Genomic DNA, 21,291 nt, shown 5'->3' with positions numbered 1-21,291 from the left:
GTGTAGGAATGGATAGGAGTGAATAGTGTGTCAGAAGAAAAAATTTATGATGTCATTATTATTGGTGCAGGACCAGCTGGTATGACAGCTGCAGTATATACATCTCGTGCAAATTTAAGCACATTAATGCTTGAGCGTGGTATTCCAGGCGGGCAAATGGCAAATACAGAAGATGTAGAAAACTACCCAGGTTATGAGTCTATTTTAGGACCAGACTTATCAAATAAAATGTTCGAGCATGCGAAGAAATTTGGTGCTGAATATGCATACGGTGATGTGAAAGAAGTCATCGATGGTAAAGAATACAAAACAATTATTGCTGGTAAAAAAGAATATAAAGCACGTGCAATTATCGTTGCAAGTGGTGCAGAGTATAAAAAAATTGGTGTACCAGGTGAAACAGAACTTGGCGGCCGCGGTGTATCATATTGTGCGGTATGTGATGGCGCATTCTTTAAAGGTAAAGAACTTGTAGTTATCGGCGGCGGAGATTCTGCTGTTGAAGAGGGTGTGTTCTTAACACGCTTCGCATCAAAAGTAACGATCGTTCACCGTCGTGACACGCTTCGTGCACAGAAAATTTTACAAGATCGTGCTTTCCAAAACGAAAAAGTAGACTTCATTTGGAACCACACGATAAAAGAAATTAACGAAGCAAATGGTAAAGTAGGAAGTGTAACACTTGTAGATGTAAACAGTGGAGAAGAGAAAGAAGTCAAAACTGACGGCGTATTCGTATACATCGGTATGTTACCACTATCAAAACCATTTGTTGAACTAGGTATTACAAATGAAAATGGTTACCTTGAAACAAACGAGCGTATGGAAACGAAAGTTCCTGGTATTTTCGCAGCAGGTGATGTTCGTGAAAAAATGCTACGTCAAATTGTAACTGCAACAGGTGATGGTAGTATTGCAGCACAAAGTGCACAACATTACGTAGAAGAATTATTAGAAGAACTAAAAACCGTATCAGAAAAATAAGGGATAACATACCTTTTGAGAAGAAAGCTACCGATAGGAGCTTTCTTCTTTTTTTGTGTGAAAATGTCAAAGTTTTGTCAAAAAATATTGGGATTATAAGCTTTCTTATTGATATACTGGACTTTACGGAAAAAATCACTATAAGAAATGAGGAATTTATTCAGTATGGAATGGCGTAATATATATCGTGGATTTTGTATGGGCGTTAGTGATTTAATTCCTGGTGTGAGCGGCGGTACAATCGCTGTTGTGTTAGGGATTTATGAACAATTGCTTGCGGCAATTAGCGGATTCTTTAGTCGTGAATGGAAAAAACATTTAGGATTTTTAATTCCACTTGCAGCTGGTGTGGCAGCAGCGTTTTTAACGTTAAGTCATGTTATTAAATATTTACTTGCAAATCATTATGAACCGACTCAATTTTTCTTCCTCGGTTTAATTATTAGTATATTACCGATGTTAATGAGAGAAGCTGATGCAAAGTCGTCGTTTAAAGGTAAGCATATTGTTTTATTAATCGTTGCAGCAATTCTTGTTGCGATCACAGCTTTCTTTAAACCAGATAAGACAGCAGATCCAATTACGACGTTAACAATTTTAAATGCAATTGGTTTATTTTTCGCAGGATGGATGGCTAGTATGGCGATGTTACTTCCTGGAATTAGCGGATCGTTTATTTTATTAATTATTGGTGTATATCCGACAGCAATTAATGCTTTAACTACCCTCAACTTACCTTTAATTGCAGTTATTGGTGCTGGCGTTATGGTAGGGTTCGTTGTAAGTAGTAAAGGAATTAGTTTCTTATTAGATCGATATAAAAGTATGACATTTGCGGCAATTATTGGACTAGTTATCGGTTCGATTGTAATTGTGTTCCCTGGTATTCCAACTGGAGGATTTTCAATTATAAGTTCAATTATTACCTTTATTTTAGGATTTGCGATTGTTACTTATTTCGGTAAGAAGTAAGGGCTGGAGTCCCCTTGGCGATAAAAGTCGTTAAGGGGATTTTTCATGCTATTCACGGAAAGTCCAGGCATTTACATTGCTTGTTATAAAAAGCTTTTTTAAAATTGTTGAGTAGCAGTGCTTAGCGAAAGGGGGACTGGCTCCTTCGTTGTAGCAAACTGTTTTTGATAGTATAATGAAATGAGTATGCAGTGAGAAATTTGCTGCAAGTAGCTGAGGTGAAGAAACATGCAAAGAGTGACAAACTGTGTGTTAATTAGAGATAATGAAGTACTCTTACTCCAAAAACCTCGCCGGAATTGGTGGGTTGCACCAGGCGGGAAAATGGAGCGTGGTGAGACTGTAAGAGATTCCGTTGTTCGCGAGTATCGTGAAGAAACAGGTATTTATTTAAAGAACCCAGCGTTAAAGGGGGTCTTCACCTTTGTCATCCAAGAAGGTGATAAAGTTGTTTCTGAATGGATGATGTTCTCCTTTTTAGCGACAGATTTTGCAGGAGAAAACAAACTAGAGAGCGAAGAAGGCATCATTGGTTGGCATACATTTGATAAAATTGATGATTTAGCAATGGCACCAGGAGATTATCACATTATTGATTATTTAATTAAAGGAAATGGCATAATCTACGGTACATTTGTATATACCCCAGATTTTGAGTTGCTTTCATATCGATTAGATCCGAGTTAAACCGTCAAGGAGAGGATACGATGACAGAGAATAATGATATAAAAATGGTAATTATTACAGGAATGTCTGGAGCTGGAAAGACAGTAGCTTTACAAAGTTTTGAAGATTTAGGATATTTCTGTGTGGATAATTTACCACCGATGTTATTGCCAAAGTTTATTGAGCTTATGGCGGATTCAAAAGGAAAAATGAATAAAGTAGCACTTGGTATTGATTTACGTGGCCGAGAGTTTTTCGAACATTTATGGGAAGCGCTTGATGATTTATCAGAACGTACATGGATTATTCCTCATATTTTATTCTTAGATGCGAAAGATAGCACACTTGTAACTCGTTATAAAGAAACGAGACGCTCGCATCCACTTGCACCAACTGGTCTGCCGTTAAAGGGAATCGAAGCAGAGCGTAATTTATTAACAGATATGAAGGCACGCGCGAATATTGTGCTTGATACATCTGATTTAAAACCGAAAGAATTACGTGAAAAAATTGTTCACCTATTTTCAACTGAAACTGAGCAAGCATTTCGTGTAAATGTTATGTCATTTGGATTTAAGTACGGTATTCCAATTGATGCAGATTTAGTATTTGATGTTCGTTTTTTACCAAATCCATATTACATTCCACATATGAAGCCATTAACAGGACTAGATGAAGAAGTTTCATCGTATGTGCTGAAATTTAATGAGACGCATAAGTTTTTAGAGAAATTGACTGATCTTATCACTTTCATGCTGCCTCATTATAAAAGAGAAGGCAAGAGTCAACTTGTAATTGCAATTGGATGTACAGGTGGACAGCATCGTTCTGTTACGCTTACAGAATACCTTGGAAAACATCTGAAACCAGAGTATAGCGTTCATGTATCTCATCGTGATGTGGAGAAGAGAAAGGGTCATTAAGGGATGAAAAAAGAGAGAAAACCTAAAATTGTTATCATGGGAGGCGGAACGGGACTTTCTGTTTTATTACGAGGATTAAAACAATATCCGGTTGATATTACAGCAGTTGTTACAATCGCTGATGATGGTGGCAGTTCAGGTAGATTACGTGATGAGCTAGAAATTCCACCCCCAGGTGATATTCGTAACGTACTTGTTGCGTTATCAGATGTAGAGCCACTGGTGGAAGCTTTATTCCAGCATCGTTTCACAACGGGAGATGGGCTGAAAGGTCATGCGTTAGGAAATTTATTATTGGCAGGTATGACCTCGATTACAGGAGACTTCTTCCATGCTATTACAGAAACGAGTAAAGTTTTAAATGTTAGAGGACGTGTATTACCAGCAGCGAATCAAAGTGCAGTACTACATGCGGAACTAGAAGACGGAGAAATTGTAACAGGTGAATCAAAGATTCCTTATTTCGGAAAGAAAATTAACCGTGTCTTTTTAACTCCAGAAGATGTAGAGCCGTTACATGAAACGTTGACTGAAATTAAACGAGCTGATTTACTTGTTTTCGGTCCAGGAAGTTTGTATACGAGTATATTACCGAATTTAGTTGTTAACAAAATTGGGGACGCTGTTCTTGCTGCAAAAGCAAAGAAGGTATATGTGTGTAATGTTATGACGCAAGCTGGTGAAACGATGGGATATACTGCGTTTGATCATGTGCAGGCGTTACATGATCATTTAGGTGAACCATTTATTGATACTGCAATTGTAAATAACCGTGATATTCCTTGTGAATTACGTCAGTTATATGAGGAAGAAATGTCAGCGCCAGTTGTAGTAGATGAAGAGCGTTTTACTGAAAATAATATTAATGTGATTCAAGATCAATTAGCGAAGTATGATGACCGTGTTGTAAGACACGATACATTAAAACTAGCTTCTATTTTATATTCACTGTTGTAGATGTGCGTTGCCTCGTTTGAGGTAACGCTCCTCATTTCATATAGGACAAGATTTTTGTTCCACAATAATCGTATAAGGAGGTGTTGACTGTGTCATTTGCATCAGAAACAAAGAAAGAGTTGACGAATCTGGAGATGAAGGAATGTTGTGAGAAAGCAGAATTATCAGCGTTACTTCGCATGAACGGATCGCTTTCTTTTTCAAATCGTCGTCTATCAATCGATATTCAAACGGAGAATGCGGCAATTGCAAGAAGGATTTATACGCTTTTGAAAAAAGGATATGACGTGACGGTAGAATTGCTTGTTCGTAAAAAAATGCGATTGAAGAAAAACAATGTATATATCGTAAGGCTTGTTGAGAAGTCACGCGAAATATTAGCTGATCTTCATATCGTTCGAGACGACTTTTCATTTATTCGAAATATATCACAAGAATTAATTGAGAAGAAATGTTGTAAACGATCGTATTTACGCGGTGCATTTTTAGCAGGTGGTTCAGTAAATAACCCAGAAACATCATCTTATCATTTAGAGATCTTTTCGTTATATAAGGAACATAATGATGCTATATGTGAACTGATGAACGGATTTGATTTAAATAGTAAGACGTTGGAAAGAAGAAAAGGGTACATTACGTATTTAAAAGAAGCAGAAAAGATTACAGAGTTTTTAAATATTATAGGTGCTCATAATGCACTTTTAAGATTTGAAGACATTCGAATCGTACGTGATATGCGTAATTCTGTAAATCGCTTAGTGAACTGCGAAACAGCTAATTTAAATAAAACAATTGGTGCAGCGCTAAGGCAGATTGAAAATATCCGTTATATTGATGAGACGGTTGGTCTTGATATATTGCCGGATAAACTACGAGAAATTGCGCAATTACGAAGAGATTATCAAGATGTAACATTGAAAGAGTTAGGTGAGATGGTATCCGGGGGGAAAATTAGTAAATCGGGTATTAATCATCGTTTGCGTAAAATTGATGATATTGCAGAGAAATTACGCGCGGGGGAAACGGTAGCAAAAAAATAAGAGGTTAAAGGGGAAATGGAGCTGTGGTTCAAAAAAGAGTTCAGGTTTCATTAAAAAACGGTTTACAAGCACGTCCGGCTGCGTTGTTTGTACAAGAGGCAAATCGCTTTCATGCAGATATCTTCATCGAAAAAGATGGGAAGACAGTAAATGCAAAGAGCATAATGGGGATTATGAGCTTAGCAATTGGAACTGGTAGCATGATAACAATTACAACAGAAGGTTCGGATGCAGAAGAGGCTTTAGAGGCACTAGCTGCATATGTACAATAAGAAGCTATCGCGCATGTGCGATAGCTTTTTTGTTGTTTGGGGCTTGTTGGTGGGGGTATGTGGGGTATGCGTTCTTGTCGAGAATTGTCGGTAAGTCGATAAGTTGTGTCGAAACGTCGATATATTAAAATAATCGCCGATATAATTGGAGTTACGGTCGATATATTTGAAAAATAGCCGATATATTTAGAGGGATACTGAGTGGGGTATGTTCGTGCGGAGATTTAACTATAAAAAAGCGCCCTGTAATAGGGCGCTTTTTTATAGTTGTATCTAGCTCCAGCGGTTAGAATCTCCGGTCGCTTCGCCCCTTCATTCGAGGCAAAAAGCGCCTCGGAATCAGGGGCTCCATCGCCCTGCGATTCTGAACGAGCCGCTTTCGCTTTTAGTTATATCTAGCTCCAGCGGCTAGCTCTTCGTGTCTAAGAACCTTCCGCATAAGAAGGCAAAAAGCGCCTTTTATACGAAAGAACCTTAGCCAGTCAGAGCTGAACGAGCCGCTTTCGCTTTTAGTTATTAACGATTTGTAAAGATCTTATCGATTAAACCGTATTCTAAAGCTTTTTCTGCTGTCATGAAGTTGTCGCGGTCTGTGTCGCGTTGTAGTACTTCAAGAGGTTGACCTGTGCGGTCAGCAAGAATTTGGTTTAGTTTTTCACGTAAGAATAGGATACGTTTAGCAGCGATTTCGATTTCAGTCGCTTGACCTTGTGCCCCACCAAGTGGTTGGTGAATCATTACTTCACTGTTTGGAAGTGCATAACGTTTTCCTTTTTCACCTGCTGCAAGTAAGAATGCACCCATAGATGCAGCCATACCGATACAGATTGTTGATACTTGCGGTTTAATAAACTGCATTGTATCGTAAATTGCCATACCTGCTGTGATAGAACCACCAGGGCTGTTGATGTAGATATGAATATCTTTTTCTGGATCTTGAGATTCCAAGAATAAAAGCTGGGAAACGATTGAGTTAGCTACGTTGTCATCAATTGCGCTACCAAGCATAATGATGCGGTCTTTTAATAGTCGAGAGTAAATATCGTAAGCGCGTTCTCCACGATTTGTTTGTTCAATTACTGTAGGAATTAAATTCATCTGTTATTTCCTCCTTATAAAGCTTTCTTAGTCTTATAATACAATTATGGTCAATAAAGGTCAAACGAAACCACTTTAAATCAAAAAAATATGTAGTTGTACCATGAAATATTCGCTATGTTTTTGAAATTCCCTGCTTATGTATCTTCAACATCATAACCGAATTACATAAATTTAAACGTTATAAAAACTGTAGAAAAAAAGAAAAGAACGCCTTTTTTACTGAAGCGTTCTTTCGATATCTATTCTTTTAAAAGATAGGTCACTTTATTTAAAATCTTTTCGATTTGTTTCGCGTTTTTACTATACATTTCGCTTGCTGATTTCGACTTTGTTTCTAAAGAAAATAGTTCAAGATCAGCATGACATTTTTTTAAAGATGCCAATAATAAAGGTTTGTTTTGAGGAGAAGGCATTTGTAGTTTGTCATTATAAATGTCGATAGTAAGTTGTCCATATGAATCCACTTGACCGAGAAAGACGTTTTCAATGACAACACCGAGTTTTTCGAGCTCAGAATGTAACCAAGCTCGGTTATGTCCGCTTGCTGAAAGAGGTTCATCTAGTACATTGCCATCCATAATAACAGTTTGTGGTTCTTTTTCGTTTGCTACTTTTAAACCGATGTCTTTTGCTGTGAGTGGTTGGCGATCTTTCTTTAATAATACATTTAATTCTCCGCTCGGTTCTAGTACAGCAAATTCAACATCAGCTACGCTGAAGGCATCTTTTCCACGAAGAAGTTCCAGTAATTCGTCACTTGTATATTTTTCTTTCTTTAAGTTGTCTTCGAGTATCTTTCCATCTTTTATTAATACGGTAGATTTCCCTTCAAAGAAGTCCCGAGCTGTTTTGTTCTTTAAAGAAAGGATTCCTGTTAAAAAAGGTACCACAGCGAAAATGAGTATCGCAAAGACGCCGTGAAAAAATTTTGAATCGAGCCCTGTAGATACTTGGGCAGCGATGTCACCGATTGTCATTCCTGCTATGTATTCAAAAAAGGAAAGTTGGGAGATTTGCCTTTTTCCTAAGCATTTTGTAATAGTGAATAAAATGATTAATATGAATACAGAGCGAAGAATGACAAGTGTCCATTCCGGCAGGTGAGACATAGTCATTTCCTCCAGTCTACTTAAAACCCTTTATATTGAGGTTCTTCACGTTCTAATACTGAAACTCTATTTTGTAAATCAGCGATGATGCTGTCCATTTCTAACATACATTCATGAAATACACGTTTTGATTCTGCATCCTGTGAATGTAGTGAAAGGGAGCTCAAACTTGCTTGAGCGCCCCTTACACTAGCAAGGCAGGTTTTGACGCTAGCGATAACTGTCATACGAACACCTTATCCTTTCGGTTTGAATAGCAATGCTCCGATGAAGCCGAAAATAATAGCTGCGGATACACCAGCGCTTGTTACTTTAAACATGCCGGTAATAACGCCAACGATGCCATGTTTTGCAGCTTCTTCCATTGCACCGTGAACGAGGGCATTACCGAAGCTTGTAATAGGTACAGTTGCCCCAGCTCCAGCGAAATCAATTAATGGTTCATACAAATTGAATCCATCTAATATAGCTCCAGCAACAACGAGTGTTGCCATTGTATGAGCTGGTGTTAGCTTTCCAACATCAAACATAAGTTGGCCGATTACACATATAAGTCCGCCAATGACGAAAGCCCAGAAAAAAATCATTGCGTTGCACCTCCAAATTCAATCGAAACGGCGTGAGCGATACACGGAATCGTTTCTTCTTGTTGGAATGTAAGTGGAGATAGTAAAGCGCCTGTCGCAACGACAAGTATTTTATTAAACTCTCCTCTTTTCATTCGGTTTAATAAGTGACCGTATACGACCGTTGCGGAACACCCTGGTCCACTAGCGCCAGCGATGACAGGTTGCCCTTCTCTATAAATGAGCAGCCCGCAATCTTGAAACTGTTCGCTCGTTACTTTCGTTCCGTGTTTATGTAATAAGTCATAAGCAATTTCGCGTCCTACATGTCCGAGGTCACCCGTTACGATTAAATCGTAGTAGGAGGCATCAATTTGTCGTTCGCGTAAATGGGCTTCAATTGTATCAACGGCAGCTGGAGCCATTGCACCTCCCATATTAAATGGATCTGTTAATCCCATATCAACCACTCGTCCGATTGTGGCAGATGTTACCCTAGGACCGTGTCCAGTATCGCTTAAAATAGCAGCTCCTGCTCCGGTTACTGTCCACTGCGCGGTAGGTGGTTTTTGCCCACCATATTCGGTAGGATAGCGGAACTGTTTTTCTACAGCTGTATTATGACTGGATGCACCAGTTAATAAATATTTTGCGCCTTTTGCATTTACGATACTTGCTCCAAGTGCTAAACCTTCCATAGAAGTAGAACAAGCGCCGAATAGTCCGAGATAAGGAGTGCCCAGTGTACGGCAAGCAAAGCTTGTAGGGGTAATTTGATTAATTAAATCGCCTGCGAGTACAAATTGAATATCGTCTTTACGAAGTTTTGCCTTTTCAGTAGCGCGGCTACAAGCTTCTTCGAACAAAATTTTATGTGCTTTTTCATAGGAATCTTGTCCGAGCCATAAATCTTCATGGAGGGTATCGAAGTCTTCTGGAATTTTGCCTTTTGCTTCAAACGGCCCGCCAACGACTCCTGTCGAAATAATAACTGGTTTGTTTTCAAATACCCACGTTCGGTGTCCTTGTAACATTTATAGCCCTCCCCATTGAACGAGAATCGTTTTAATAAGTGCGATGACGAAAGCGGAAAATACACCAAATAAAATAACAGAACCAGCTAATTTAAACATGTTACCACCAACGCCGAGTACAAAACCTTCTGTGCGGTGTTCGATACATGCGGCAATAACGGAGTTACCAAATCCAGTGACAGGTACAGCTGTGCCTGCTCCGGCAAACTGACCAAACCGATCGTATATACCAAATCCAGTTAATAACATGGAGATGAAAATGAGAGTTGCGACTGTTGGATTTCCTGCTGAGCGTTCAGTGAAATCAAAATATGTGATGTAAAAAGTAGAAATGAGTTGTCCGATGAAGCAAATAAAACCGCCGACGAAAAAGGCTTTTATACAATTTTTCAAGACAGGGCGCTTCGGTTCTCGTTCTTGTTCGAATTTTTTATACTCCTGTTGTACAGGGGTTAAGTTTTTATCTTTACTAGACATTGCGATCCTTCCTTTTCTTAAAAAAAAGCGTTAAGTGTTAGACTCCATTTTTTTACCAATGAATTTTAATTGTTTATTAATTTCATCTTTAGATACTTCTTTTTCCTTAATTTTTCTTTCGAGTTTTTCGAGTAACATAAAGATTTTTTTATCTGTACTGACACGAACATCGAAAGTAGGATGCTCATCACTTAGCTGCTTTTGAAGCTTCTTACGAAGAGGTTTTAATCCAAACCTTTCGTGATGCTCCGGTATAACTGCTATGTAGAGATCTAAATTTGAATTTACTGCCGCGCTTTTTATAATCCCATCCATAGCGAGAGCCCTTTTCTTCGCTCCTTGTGATATAGATTGATTAAAGGATTCCGTACTCATCTTTGTTAATTTAGGACCTTTCTCTTTCTCCGTTCGTTTTGCTTCTTCTTTCACTTTTTTATCTAAAGGACTATTATCACATCCGGTAAAAGAGCTAAATAGAAGGGCAAATAATGCGGTTATGAGGCCGAGTTTTCGCATAATTATCATTCCATTTCTATTGCAATATGTAATGTGATAGAAAAAGGATGACTGCATATCATCCTTTTTCTATTTCACAGCATGACGAATCCGTTATTGCTGTGAGTATTGTGGTTCTTCTTGTTGGACTTCTTCAACACGTGGGTTTAAAGAATCGATAATCGTTTGTGTTTGCTGCGCAGCTGTTTGGAAAAGTTGCTTAGCTTGTTGGTTATCCGTATCAAGAGCGAATCCCTCTAAGCTAGCTTGTGCACTTTTTAATCCAGAAACAGTTTGCTTTAATTTTGTAATTACAGTCATTGAATGAAGCCCCCTTTGGAATATCAATTCAAAGATTATAATTTGTGAGTTGGGTTGAATTTATGATTGGAAAATTTAGGGGTGAGTGCTTTGTTAATATACTCATAACTAAGCGGCATAAAGGATTACGGGGATATTTTTATTGATTTAGATGAATTTTATTGCTATTATTATGAGAAGAAAATGAAGTGTTTTCTATTATCATGCGCCCATAGCTCAGTCGGATAGAGCGGTGGTTTCCGGTACCACGTCTGCCGGGGGTTCGAATCCCTCTGGGCGCGTTAAATACCGTGAAAGCCTTACTGTATATACATTCCTTTGCGAAAGCTTTTGGATAACCGTCATACATTTAGCGTTACTATGACACGTTCTAGTCTAAAACGGAAGGGTTTATGATATTAAGTAAGTGTCACTCAATAACGTTAATAACACGTAGAAAAAATAGTAGTAAGATTAGGGAAACCCCTTGTATGTGATTAGAAATAATCGTGTATAGGGGGTTTTTTCGTTATGAAAAGAGTTAAAAGGCGTGCGATTGGAAAGCGTCGTGATGTTGATACAGATATCGTTCTTTTTAAGCCTTCTATAACGGTTAATAGGGCGTTAGAACGTGTTATGGATATCTATGTGTCAGAAGGATATAGAGAACGTACTATAAGCGATTATAGAATGTTTTGGTCGGAGTTCATTAATGTTATTAATCGTCAACTCATTACCGAAGTTACGAAAGAAGATATAAGGAAATATGTGAATCATCTATTGAAAATTAGAAAGTTATCGCCTGTAACGGTTAATATTCGATTGTCTGCTATTAGGGCGATTTTTAATCGTTTAGAAAAAGAAACGGTTATCGAAAACAATCCCGTGATGGGTGTTAGAAAATTAAAAGTCGATGAACAAAAGATTTATACTTTGACCGACAATCAAATAAAACGTCTATTTGCGATGGTCGATAAGACCTCTTATGCAGGATATAGGGACTATGTAGCCATGTTAGTAATGCTTAAATGTGGTTTACGTATTAACGAAATTAATGCTTTAGAAATCGACGACGTTGACTTTGATAACGGGGTTATTTTATTACCGGGTAGGAAAAACAAGAACCGAAAGAGTCGAGTGATTCCGATGTCTAAAAAAGTTCAAAATGAATTAGCCCAACTAGTAACAGAAACAGGAGAGTATTTTGAAGGACTAGGAACATCTGTATTTGTTAACTCGTTTGGTGACCCTTTGAATCCTGACCATATACGAAAAAGAATGAACTATTATGGGAAGGAAGCAAGTTTGACGAAAGAATGTAGATGTTCACCACATAGTTTACGCCACACTTTTGCCGTTAACTTTTTAAAAAATGGTGGAGATATACGAACATTAAGTCTTATTTTGGGTCATAGTGATTTATCGACTACACAAGTGTATTTAAGTTATTCAGATACTCACGTAGTTGAACAGTACATGAAAGCTAGTAATAACGACAATCTAGAGGTTTAGAACAAAGAAAAAGTCCCCGACGGCAATCGGAGACTCAAAACAATTCAGCTTAAAACTAAATAACGGATATTCCGTACATTCAGCACCTCCATTATAAATTTTAAAAAAATATAATGCAAGAGGTCTAGTTTCTTATTGCCTTTTTTAGGTGATTAGTGGCGTTGGTGTGCGGTAATTCCGAACGTGGAATTGCCTGATACCACGTAAATAAAAACTGATAAGCCGTAATTCCGTGCTACCATACATTTAGCGGGAACGTGTTACGGCGTGGCTTGCTGTTAGTCGTGCAGGGGGTACAGAGTATACGCCTACAAAAACAGCCCCTCTTACTGGATTCCTATTCATTCGGTGGGGGTAAGGTGAGAACTTGCCTAGGGACGATTCTCTAAAAGGTTCGGTGGGATATTGTTAGCATTACGGTGCTAGGAAATACATTCAGTTTGTCATTGTGGGACGATATGCAAGGGACAAGCCATTGTTAAAGGGTGTATGCGGTGAAAATCGCTGAGTGAATAGGGCTACGCATACGGACACTGCATAACGCAAGCCATGTATAGTACTTATCCTTTCTAGCTTTCTCAGTTATTTTTAACTTTGAAAACTAGGGGATAACTATGCTATCAGCCGTTTCTACAATCTCCGCTTCACCATGTCAAAAGGCGTTTAAAACCGTCAAGAGATTTTAAGGGATTTAAAATCCTTTCTACCACTAGCGACGGATAGAGGAAAATTATAGTGACTAACACTAACTAAGATAGATGAAAATGGGGCTTAAATGATATATGGAGTAAGAATTATATAGGGGAAAACGAAAAAGGGCATCTAGTCTTAAAGACCAAACGCCAAAATGAATAGATAAAAAATAAGTACATAGAGGGGATAGTGATTCCCTAACTTATAATGAGTATATCATAGGATTAGGTTATAAAGAGAATTAGATTAGAAACGGGGGGATAATTTTGATAAAGATTGATATTCCTAAGAGTTCTTTAAGTATCCCTGTATCAGAAATTCATACAGTAAACTCGGATTCAGGTTTTTATTTTATAAGGGATTTACATGGGCAAATTGTTTATATTGGGGAGTCTTTGAATTTAAGGAAAAGACTTACTAAACATATGACTGGTAAGGGTGGTACTACAAGGAGATTCCATCATGTGTTTCATTCTGTTGATGTTTTTTATTGTGCTAGGAAAGACCGGAAGATTTATGAAATGTATGCTATTAACTTATATAATCCAATTGGAAATGTTGAGGGTAATGAATCAGCTAATAAAGGGGAATTGAAAAAGAAAAGGGAAGATTGGATAAGGGGTTTATAAAGGGAGATACTAAATTATTGTACGTTAGAAGACATTTAATAACCTAACTACTCATAAAGGTAAAGTTAATAGCGTTATAATACGAATCTTGGTGATTTAAAATAGGGGTTTTGGTTAGAATAGGGCAGAGAGGACTGCCTAGCCGGATTAATGTTTGCATTTGTAAACTTTGAGTTGAAATATTGAAAAACACTAAACTTTATATGTATAATGAAGATGCGAAATCGATTTTGATTCAATCTTGACGAACGCTTGTATTCTAAGTAACATGGATAGGTTCGTCTGATTATTTCTATCCGTTTTCGGATATTACTTAGGTAATATTTTAGGTTAGTGTATAAAAAAGCACCTCAAGTGCAGCCAACACTGAGATGCTTTAGGTAAAGATATAAGGTTATTGTTTCTTTGAGTTAATGAAAGCTACTAGAATAGTCGTCGCCAACGTTACTATGCCTAGTACGACACTGAATATTGCACATAATGCAATGATTGTAGTTGTGTCCATAAAACTCACCTACTTTCTATAAAGCTTTTCGTACGCCAATACGAAAGGCTTTTTTCTTTACTCTATTATTGTAGCGTAAATTACCTAGTGAAAAAAAGAATAAATTCTCAGTTATATGAAAACATTTATATAACTGAGAAATGGTAACTTATATGTAATAGAGAATTTGCTGTTGTTGCTATTATATTACGTTTCAAAATAAGACACACGATATATGTATAAATACTTTTTTTTTAACTTTTACTTTTTGACATATACGTATTGGTCTTTTTGATACAAAGACTATGAAACAACATTCTAAAACTCATGTCAATAAAGTGCTTTTCAAAAAAGTCGTCAACGAATTTAACCTTATTTTTAAAAAAGTGAACACTATTTTTTGTCATGAAACGGCAAATGCTGGAGGAAGTTATTTCTCTAGCATCACGCAAAAAAGAACAGACATGAAACGATAATCTGTTCTAAAAAACGATTACATTTATCAATTTTAGTTTATTAAATATTATACATATACTTTCGTTCCTCGCTACATATTGAAAGGTAACTATTATAGAAAAAGATTATTATTATGGAGTTTCAATTTGTTTATTTATTATTCACTATGTAAAATATTTCGTTTCTTAGGCTAATCACATTCCTTTGTGCCGTGTGCTTGATAGTGAATAGTGAAGGGGTGTAAACCCTTGATATACCGTTAATCACAAGATTTAAGCATGACCAAACGTGTGGGATTGTTAAATTACGGTTACGTGAGAATCTGAAAAATGACGAAAAATCCCACAAGAACAACGTGTTTTTAGAATATAGTTTTAAACGTTGATATAACAATGATGAAAGCGTATAAAAAAATCTTAACGTAATTGTAACATTTCTTTTCTTGTTAAAAAGGCTGATAGACGGGACTACTATATAGAGAGAGTTAAACGTTATAAATAAACGTTATTAAAAACAAAATGCTTTAGCATTAAGCTTTAGCTTATAATCTTTTATCTTTAATGAATAAGTCTAACGATATTTCGTTGAAGAAGAATTCAAACATATACTCGAACTTCGTTCTCGTAGCCTTCGGCAATTTTGTTAAAAGACAAAAGATATTTGAGAACGTATCAACAAACAAGAAGATAACGAACTAGGAGTACCTTACGTCTTTGTTGCTGGATTATTTTAACTTCATAACTTTCCCTCTTGCCTTGCGATTAAGCGGGGTTCTTTTTTTATGTCCAAAAATATTTTCACATTTTGTATCAATTCTTCTTGTTAAACTTGCCGTTAGCCGGTCTTAAGGGTGAGGGAGTATTACGCTACTTCCGCAACCAATCATTTCAGATAGAGTTATTACTATTGGTAACAAATCCTTCCTAAACGGGGCAGACGTGATGTAGGAGTCATGTTTGTCCTTTTTCCTTTTAACACAATCAAATTTACATATAAACACGGGGGTCACAATACATGGAAACTAATACATTTAGAATCAATCGAAAAACGGTGAAATTCTTACGAAATATCAAAGGTGTTTCTGTTAATGAATTAGCAAAAAAGTGTTACATAAGCGAAGCACTTTTGAACAAGATTGAACAGGGACGTCGCAAGATTACGCCACATGCGAATCACCGTATTGCAAAAGGACTTGTTAGTCTAGGTTATTCGGTGGAAGAAATCGTTGTAATTAATATGTTCGTTGAACAAAAAGAAGGAAGTGGTTTCTTTGAAACAGCGTAAACTTACACCACCACAATTAGAAGTCCTAACACAAATATTCGAGAGACAAAGGGCGGGCGAAACGTTAACAGCTATCGCAAAAGATATGAAACTAGACCGTCGAACTATTTACAATTGGCGTCAACGTCTGGAATGGGTCGAAATGGAAAAGGAATTACGAAGACGTCTTATTAATGATGCGTACGAATCCGTTATGGAAACGTTAGTTAAAAACGCGGTATCGGGGAAATCACCAAAGTGGACGGAACTATATTTAAAATCAACAGGACGACTTAAAGACGTCGCTGAAATCCAAACAAAACAAGCAATTACAATCAAAGAAGAAGGATTTACGGACGACATGATTGCGGAATTAGACAGAATTCTTAGCGAACACGTCAATTAAATTACGGGGGGGATTAATTTTATGTCAACAACAACTAATAAAACAGTATTAGCACAAGCGGAAAGCGTCGTACAAAAGACGGCAGCGGAACGCAATAAGCTACATATTCGTCTTATGCAGTTAAACGATGAAATAGCTTATCTTCAAAGTGAGATTGCGTCGGGGAATGAAAGCCTTCAAGGGACGTTAAACGAACACTTATCGGAGAAAGTGACCGTTGAAACGGAATTGAATCGTCTTAATGATACGTTTCTATCAGAATTAAAATCAATGCGGGACGACCTGTTACGTGAACGATTGGCGGTTCTGAAATCGGGTAAAGACCGACAAGAGGGTCTTGCAAGTGAGATTAAACGCCTAAAAGTAGAGTATCTAAAGAATGTAATGGCATTAAAGGGATTAGCGGACGATACGTTTGCAGATGTGAGTCTTTACGATGGCATCATGAAATGTATTGGTCAAAATCCAATAGACATAACAGCAACAATTGTTTATCCGTATCCAGTAGCGGACGGAGAGAACCGTTATTCGCCGTATGTCACACCACAAGAAATTGGCACGGCGTATGGAGGTACTTTACCGTATCCAACTAGACAATACGAAACAACTTATATGCGAAAAGCATACTAATTAGGAGGAATTATTAATGAATAGATTATCAGCAATCGAATTATTATCAATTGGTTATAACAAAGGACTTACCGACGCAGAAAAAACAACGGTGGTACAACAACTAGAAGCACGTAAACAACAACAAGCGGAAGAAATGGCCCTAAGTTTTGGGAATCCATTTCTTAATATGCGTCAAGCGTATGGCGACAGCACGTCACGACGTGAAGAACGACAACAACAAGATTTACTTGAAGCAAAAATGAAGCGTTTGGCAGAGTTGGAAGCGAAAGCACAGAAGGCAAACGAAGAACACATGCAAAAGCAGAAACTTGAAGCGAATATGCAACGTTTAGCACACTTAGAACAAGCTGAATCAGTTGGTTTAATTTAATAGGGCGTATATACGAGGGACGACGGCACATAGCGGTTGTTCCTCTTTTTTTTGTATCCAAATGAGTGCTATTAATCTAGGAAACGTTAGGACATTGCTATGAGGACGCTAGACACGTTACGTTGTAAATACGCATAATCCGTCCCATATACGTAACAGATTTTGTTTTGATATTTGAGTAGCGAAGCCGAAGAAACCTATATCATTACTGGATTTGTAGGTAATTACGAATAATGGGGATAAAAGGAAGTGTGAAAGGATGGGGAAAGATATTAGGTCTCTTTACAGGTTACATTTGTATGTTAATGAATGACATATTCAAAATGACTGCCTATAACATTGGTTATGTAAACTAAAAGATAGTGAAATGCCCTTTTATCAAGGGATTGTTATTTTGTTGTTAGTTTTTCATTATGCAATATTTTATTCATTGTTGTTAAATCAACGTTTTCAAAGAAGGGATTCTTTAGTTTCTTCGCTACACAATGAATAAACTGAAAATTCTTTCGTGGGTTATTTTCGTTCATTTAACCAATATCAATATGCAAGTTTCTTATTATTAAAATTAAAGGGGCGATGCATTAACAGGGGGTATGTAAAATGAACGGGTAGTATATTTCAAATGGGGTGATTTATTTAACACGCCGTACATCGTTTGTAACTCGGCATTCCAAGCGGCATGGCATTTGTTATGTGCAAGGACACAGCAGGAGGGAAGCAGGACGACTACACCTATGTATCATTACTTATCTATCACTATCGAATAACATGTAAGCAACGCTATGACGCATTGGTTATCGTATCTCATTATGGATAGCGAATCCCAGTATCCCCGCAACACAATGATTACTAATGAATGCTATTACTATTACATATGTTTCGTACGTCCTGTGTATGGAACAGCAATGAGAGTTGTCTACTTATCATTCATTGATATTGATTTAATAATTTTTTATTTGGATTGAATTTTCATTCGAACCTTTCAATATCTTCTTTATTCGAATTGATTCATTTGATTATTAACATTCAAAATTTCATTATTTACTTCTCTTTATCTACAAACCTTCATAAAGAAGCCATTTCACAAACAAAATATATGTGTAATGAATCGAAGAATGGCGAAGAACCCCGCAACGGGTGACGCCCCCTCTTAGTTTGCCGTGTAGGGCATATCAACAATACATAATATATTTTTCATCCGAAGGCGGGAAGCCCGTTTGATTATCAGTAAAATTTAAAAATAAATGTCACGAAATCGACCGCCACGGACAAATAGAAAGTGTAAGGACAAAAAACACTTTCGGAGGAATTTTATTATGACTACAATTATTAAAAACGAAGAAGCATTCATTATTGACGCTAATATTCGAGAATCACACATGAACCGTGTGGACGTATTGGAAAAAGTGAAAGGTTTATTACTATTACCCAATTTAGGAATGGCGACAACAAAGCAAGTTGCGGACTTTTACGAGGTAAAAGCACAAACAATACAAAATATTGTAGATAGAAATCGTACAGAAATTGAAGGCGATGGCGTTGTTTTTACTAGTTATGCTGAAGTAAAAGAAAAAACAAATCCACTCATTGTGAGTGAGTTAAGAATTTCTAAAAGAGGGGTAAATCTTTTCTCTCGTCGTGCAATTTTAAGAGTTGGAATGTTACTTCGCGATTCAGAAATTGCAAAAGAAGTTCGTACCCAATTATTGAACATTGAAGAGAAGACGACAAAAGAAGTTAAAGTCGCGGACATTAACGAAGAACAATCGCTACAACTTGCGGTAGGTCAAGCGTTTACGAAGGGAGATATTAACGCATTAGCACAAGCCGTAACCGATTTAATGGCGTTCAAAAATCGTCATATTGCTGAAATTGAAACGAAGCTAGAGGAACAAAAAAAGGTTATCAAGGTGTTAGCTAAAGAGGAAGTGGCTTTTAAAACTCCAGAAAAGGTACTCCAAAACTTAACAACTAGGTATGGCAAAGCAAATGGAGGGAATTATCAGATGGCGTGGAAGGACCTTCAAAATCATCTGCTGTGTAAAGTGACACCAGGAATCAACTTAAAATCAAGAAAAACACGGGCTATTAGAAGTGGGAAAAAAGGTGTTACATATCCAAAGGTTATTAAGAGACATGAATTTCCTACGGTTATTTCTGCAATGATAGCTTTATGTGAAAATCAAGGGATTGACGTTGAAGATATTTTACAAGAAGTCGCGAAATAATCGCGGCTTTTATTTAAAAAGGTTTCTTTTTGTGTGTCAAGAAATCGATTGATACAGACAAATAGAAAGTGTGTGGTGCGTATGGCACTTGTAGAAGATACGGATTGTTAGATTGGAACGGAATTAATCTATCAGATGAAAATAAGATAATGAAGAGGAAGCGTGTACTCGTTATTGTAAAAAGGAAAGAAAGCGTTTATAATCGAAATATATTTGCATACATAACGTTGTATGTTCATGTCTAAAAAGATTATTTCTACATTATATATAAGGAAATACCTTGTTTTTACTGATATTTCACGTGAAAATTAACGGGTGGTTTCCGGTACCACGTCTGCCGGGGGTTCGAATCCCTCTGGGCGCGTTATATAAACTTTAATATTATTTTGTGTTGTGCAGAGGCCCTTTGTATGTGGTAAGTAAAAATACCATGTGCAAAGGGTCTTTTTGATATTATCGTTAGTCAATTATTGTTTCTTTAATCTTGAATTTAGAACTGAGATTCCTAACTTACATTTTGTAGGTTAGGAATTTTTTTATTTTAAAAATGTTAAAAATATGCAATTTTGCGAAGTTATCTAAAAAGTTTAAATCTTGTAAATTTATAACTGTAGAGAACAACAAACAAATAAATAAATAGAAAAAACGAGAGGATGAATGAAATGTCAAAAGGATACAAGTTCACAAAAGAAGAGTTAGTAGAGGCGTGGAAAGATCCACAAGTAAGAGAGAAGTTAAAAGACTTACCGAAACACCCATCGGGAAAAGCGTTAAATGAATTAAGTGAGGAAGAGTTAGCGGAAATTCAAGGGGCATCAGATGTACAACCAGAAACAACACCGCTTTGTGTGGGAGTCATTATCGGGTTAACAACGTCAATTAAGATTTGTAAATAAAATAAAAAACAAAAACGAGAGGATGAATGAAATGTCAAAAGGATACAAGTTCACAAAAGAAGAGTTAGTAGAGGCGTGGAAAGATCCACAAGTAAGAGAGAAGTTAAAAGACTTACCGAAACACCCATCGGGAAAAGCGTTAAATGAATTAAGTGAGGAAGAGTTAGCGGAAATTCAAGGGGCATCAGATGTACAACCAGAAACAACACCGCTTTGTGTGGGAGTCATTATCGGGTTAACAACGTCAATTAAGATTTGTAAATAAAATAAAAAACAAAAACGAGAGGATGAATGAAATGTCAAAAGGATACAAGTTCACAAAAGAAGAGTTAGTAGAGGCGTGGAAAGATCCACAAGTAAGAGAGAAGTTAAAAGACTTACCGAAACACCCATCAGGAAAAGCGTTAAATGAATTAAGTGAGGAAGAGTTAGTGGAAATCCAAGGGGCATCAGATGTACAACCAGAAACAACACCACTTTGTGTGGGAGTCATTATCGGGTTAACAACGTCAATTAAGATTTGTAAATAAAATAAAAAACCAAAACGAGAGGATGAATGAAATGTCAAAAGGATACAAGTTCACAAAAGAAGAGTTAGTAGAGGCGTGGAAAGATCCACAAGTAAGAGAGAAGTTAAAAGATTTACCGAAACACCCATCGGGAAAAGCATTAAATGAATTAAGCGAAGAAGAGTTAGCGGAAATCCAAGGGGCATCAGATGTACAACCAGAAACAACACCACTTTGTGTGGGAGTCATTATCGGGTTAACAACGTCAATTAAGATTTGTAAATAAAATAAAAAACCAAAACGAGAGGATGAATGA

Annotated in this window: 26 protein-coding genes and 1 tRNA gene; 19 read left to right on the top strand and 8 right to left on the bottom strand. The window is 36.9% G+C overall.

Translation table 11 applies throughout. From position 1 onward, the window contains the following. Nucleotides 1-27 precede the first annotated feature (27 nt). The 7 genes from trxB (at nt 28) to RCJ96_RS19165 (ending at nt 5,814) form a co-directional block, all read left to right on the top strand. On the top strand, nt 28-984 hold the full coding sequence (gene trxB, locus RCJ96_RS19195) for a thioredoxin-disulfide reductase (RefSeq protein WP_001288072.1): 957 nt from the start codon (nt 28-30) through the stop codon (nt 982-984). A gap of 165 nt (nt 985-1,149) precedes the next feature. Next, nucleotides 1,150-1,956: a DUF368 domain-containing protein gene (locus RCJ96_RS19190; RefSeq protein WP_000455203.1), complete on the top strand. Its 807-nt coding sequence runs from the start codon at nt 1,150-1,152 to the stop codon at nt 1,954-1,956. 228 nt (nt 1,957-2,184) lie between these two features. After that, nucleotides 2,185-2,643, top strand: a complete 459-nt coding sequence (locus RCJ96_RS19185) for an NUDIX hydrolase (RefSeq protein WP_001190080.1) — start codon at nt 2,185-2,187, stop codon at nt 2,641-2,643. A 20-nt stretch (nt 2,644-2,663) separates the two neighbouring features. After that, nucleotides 2,664-3,545 (top strand): RNase adapter RapZ, encoded by an 882-nt coding sequence (gene rapZ / locus RCJ96_RS19180; RefSeq protein WP_000138457.1) that lies wholly within the window; start codon nt 2,664-2,666, stop codon nt 3,543-3,545. A 3-nt stretch (nt 3,546-3,548) separates the two neighbouring features. Further along, entirely contained in the window at nt 3,549-4,502 is a 954-nt protein-coding gene (locus RCJ96_RS19175) for a gluconeogenesis factor YvcK family protein (RefSeq protein WP_000712175.1), read from the top strand. 89 nt (nt 4,503-4,591) lie between these two features. Next, the gene (gene whiA / locus RCJ96_RS19170) at nt 4,592-5,542 is read left to right on the top strand and encodes a DNA-binding protein WhiA (protein WP_000006561.1); all 951 of its coding nucleotides are present in this window, start codon (nt 4,592-4,594) and stop codon (nt 5,540-5,542) included. 23 nt (nt 5,543-5,565) lie between these two features. Then, on the top strand, nt 5,566-5,814 hold the full coding sequence (locus RCJ96_RS19165; protein ID WP_000250307.1) for an HPr family phosphocarrier protein: 249 nt from the start codon (nt 5,566-5,568) through the stop codon (nt 5,812-5,814). Nucleotides 5,815-6,330: 516 nt separating this feature from the next. Here RCJ96_RS19165 and clpP read toward each other — a convergent pair. The 8 genes from clpP to RCJ96_RS19125 all read right to left on the bottom strand — a co-directional run bounded on the left by clpP (nt 6,331) and on the right by RCJ96_RS19125 (nt 10,917). Further along, complete coding sequence (gene clpP / locus RCJ96_RS19160; protein WP_001049162.1) at nt 6,331-6,912, bottom strand: ATP-dependent Clp endopeptidase proteolytic subunit ClpP; 582 nt, start codon at nt 6,910-6,912, stop codon at nt 6,331-6,333. A 242-nt stretch (nt 6,913-7,154) separates the two neighbouring features. Beyond that, a complete protein-coding gene (locus tag RCJ96_RS19155) occupies nt 7,155-8,024 on the bottom strand; it encodes a DUF421 domain-containing protein (RefSeq protein ID WP_277507605.1) in 870 nt (289 codons plus the stop codon). A 20-nt stretch (nt 8,025-8,044) separates the two neighbouring features. After that, nucleotides 8,045-8,251 carry a DUF1657 domain-containing protein gene (locus RCJ96_RS19150; RefSeq protein WP_000215900.1) on the bottom strand — a complete coding sequence of 69 codons (207 nt, stop codon included), beginning with the start codon at nt 8,249-8,251 and terminating at the stop codon, nt 8,045-8,047. 9 nt (nt 8,252-8,260) lie between these two features. Next, on the bottom strand, nt 8,261-8,611 hold the full coding sequence (spoVAE, locus tag RCJ96_RS19145) for a stage V sporulation protein AE (protein ID WP_000575919.1): 351 nt from the start codon (nt 8,609-8,611) through the stop codon (nt 8,261-8,263). Next, on the bottom strand, nt 8,608-9,624 hold the full coding sequence (gene spoVAD, locus RCJ96_RS19140; protein WP_000938965.1) for a stage V sporulation protein AD: 1,017 nt from the start codon (nt 9,622-9,624) through the stop codon (nt 8,608-8,610). The genes spoVAE and spoVAD overlap by 4 nt, the downstream gene beginning before the upstream one ends. After that, nucleotides 9,625-10,101 carry a stage V sporulation protein AC gene (gene spoVAC / locus RCJ96_RS19135; RefSeq protein WP_000095399.1) on the bottom strand — a complete coding sequence of 159 codons (477 nt, stop codon included), beginning with the start codon at nt 10,099-10,101 and terminating at the stop codon, nt 9,625-9,627. Nucleotides 10,102-10,131: 30 nt separating this feature from the next. Further along, entirely contained in the window at nt 10,132-10,617 is a 486-nt protein-coding gene (locus RCJ96_RS19130; RefSeq protein ID WP_001228539.1) for a YhcN/YlaJ family sporulation lipoprotein, read from the bottom strand. Between the two features lie 93 nt (nt 10,618-10,710). Beyond that, entirely contained in the window at nt 10,711-10,917 is a 207-nt protein-coding gene (locus RCJ96_RS19125) for a DUF1657 domain-containing protein (protein ID WP_000216166.1), read from the bottom strand. Nucleotides 10,918-11,122: 205 nt separating this feature from the next. On the opposite strand from RCJ96_RS19125, the gene RCJ96_RS19120 reads away from it, so the two are divergent. The 12 genes from RCJ96_RS19120 to RCJ96_RS19065 all read left to right on the top strand — a co-directional run bounded on the left by RCJ96_RS19120 (nt 11,123) and on the right by RCJ96_RS19065 (nt 21,261). Beyond that, nucleotides 11,123-11,198: transfer RNA gene (locus RCJ96_RS19120), tRNA-Arg, on the top strand. A 229-nt stretch (nt 11,199-11,427) separates the two neighbouring features. Next, nucleotides 11,428-12,408: a tyrosine-type recombinase/integrase gene (locus RCJ96_RS19115; RefSeq protein WP_416504761.1), complete on the top strand. Its 981-nt coding sequence runs from the start codon at nt 11,428-11,430 to the stop codon at nt 12,406-12,408. Nucleotides 12,409-13,367: 959 nt separating this feature from the next. Then, nucleotides 13,368-13,730, top strand: coding sequence for a GIY-YIG nuclease family protein (locus RCJ96_RS19110; protein WP_416504762.1), 363 nt, complete (start codon nt 13,368-13,370; stop codon nt 13,728-13,730). Between the two features lie 1,954 nt (nt 13,731-15,684). Continuing rightward, complete coding sequence (locus RCJ96_RS19105) at nt 15,685-15,954, top strand: helix-turn-helix domain-containing protein (RefSeq protein ID WP_416504763.1); 270 nt, start codon at nt 15,685-15,687, stop codon at nt 15,952-15,954. Further along, nucleotides 15,941-16,339 (top strand): phBC6A51 family helix-turn-helix protein, encoded by a 399-nt coding sequence (locus tag RCJ96_RS19100; RefSeq protein WP_446699832.1) that lies wholly within the window; start codon nt 15,941-15,943, stop codon nt 16,337-16,339. The genes RCJ96_RS19105 and RCJ96_RS19100 overlap by 14 nt, the downstream gene beginning before the upstream one ends. A gap of 21 nt (nt 16,340-16,360) precedes the next feature. Next, a complete protein-coding gene (locus RCJ96_RS19095; protein WP_416504765.1) occupies nt 16,361-16,969 on the top strand; it encodes a hypothetical protein in 609 nt (202 codons plus the stop codon). Nucleotides 16,970-16,985: 16 nt separating this feature from the next. Then, nucleotides 16,986-17,342: a hypothetical protein gene (locus RCJ96_RS19090; protein ID WP_416504766.1), complete on the top strand. Its 357-nt coding sequence runs from the start codon at nt 16,986-16,988 to the stop codon at nt 17,340-17,342. A 1,316-nt stretch (nt 17,343-18,658) separates the two neighbouring features. After that, the gene (locus tag RCJ96_RS19085) at nt 18,659-19,570 is read left to right on the top strand and encodes a hypothetical protein (protein ID WP_416504767.1); all 912 of its coding nucleotides are present in this window, start codon (nt 18,659-18,661) and stop codon (nt 19,568-19,570) included. Nucleotides 19,571-20,232: 662 nt separating this feature from the next. Beyond that, on the top strand, nt 20,233-20,466 hold the full coding sequence (locus tag RCJ96_RS19080; RefSeq protein ID WP_000033704.1) for a mersacidin family lantibiotic: 234 nt from the start codon (nt 20,233-20,235) through the stop codon (nt 20,464-20,466). 31 nt (nt 20,467-20,497) lie between these two features. Beyond that, entirely contained in the window at nt 20,498-20,731 is a 234-nt protein-coding gene (locus tag RCJ96_RS19075; RefSeq protein WP_000033704.1) for a mersacidin family lantibiotic, read from the top strand. A gap of 31 nt (nt 20,732-20,762) precedes the next feature. Then, entirely contained in the window at nt 20,763-20,996 is a 234-nt protein-coding gene (locus RCJ96_RS19070) for a mersacidin family lantibiotic (RefSeq protein ID WP_416504768.1), read from the top strand. A 31-nt stretch (nt 20,997-21,027) separates the two neighbouring features. Further along, a complete protein-coding gene (locus RCJ96_RS19065; protein ID WP_000033704.1) occupies nt 21,028-21,261 on the top strand; it encodes a mersacidin family lantibiotic in 234 nt (77 codons plus the stop codon). The last annotated feature ends 30 nt before the right edge of the window (nt 21,262-21,291 follow it).

Source organism: Bacillus sp. BSL6 (genome assembly GCF_052928345.1).
This window is presented reverse-complemented; position numbering and strand designations above follow the sequence as displayed.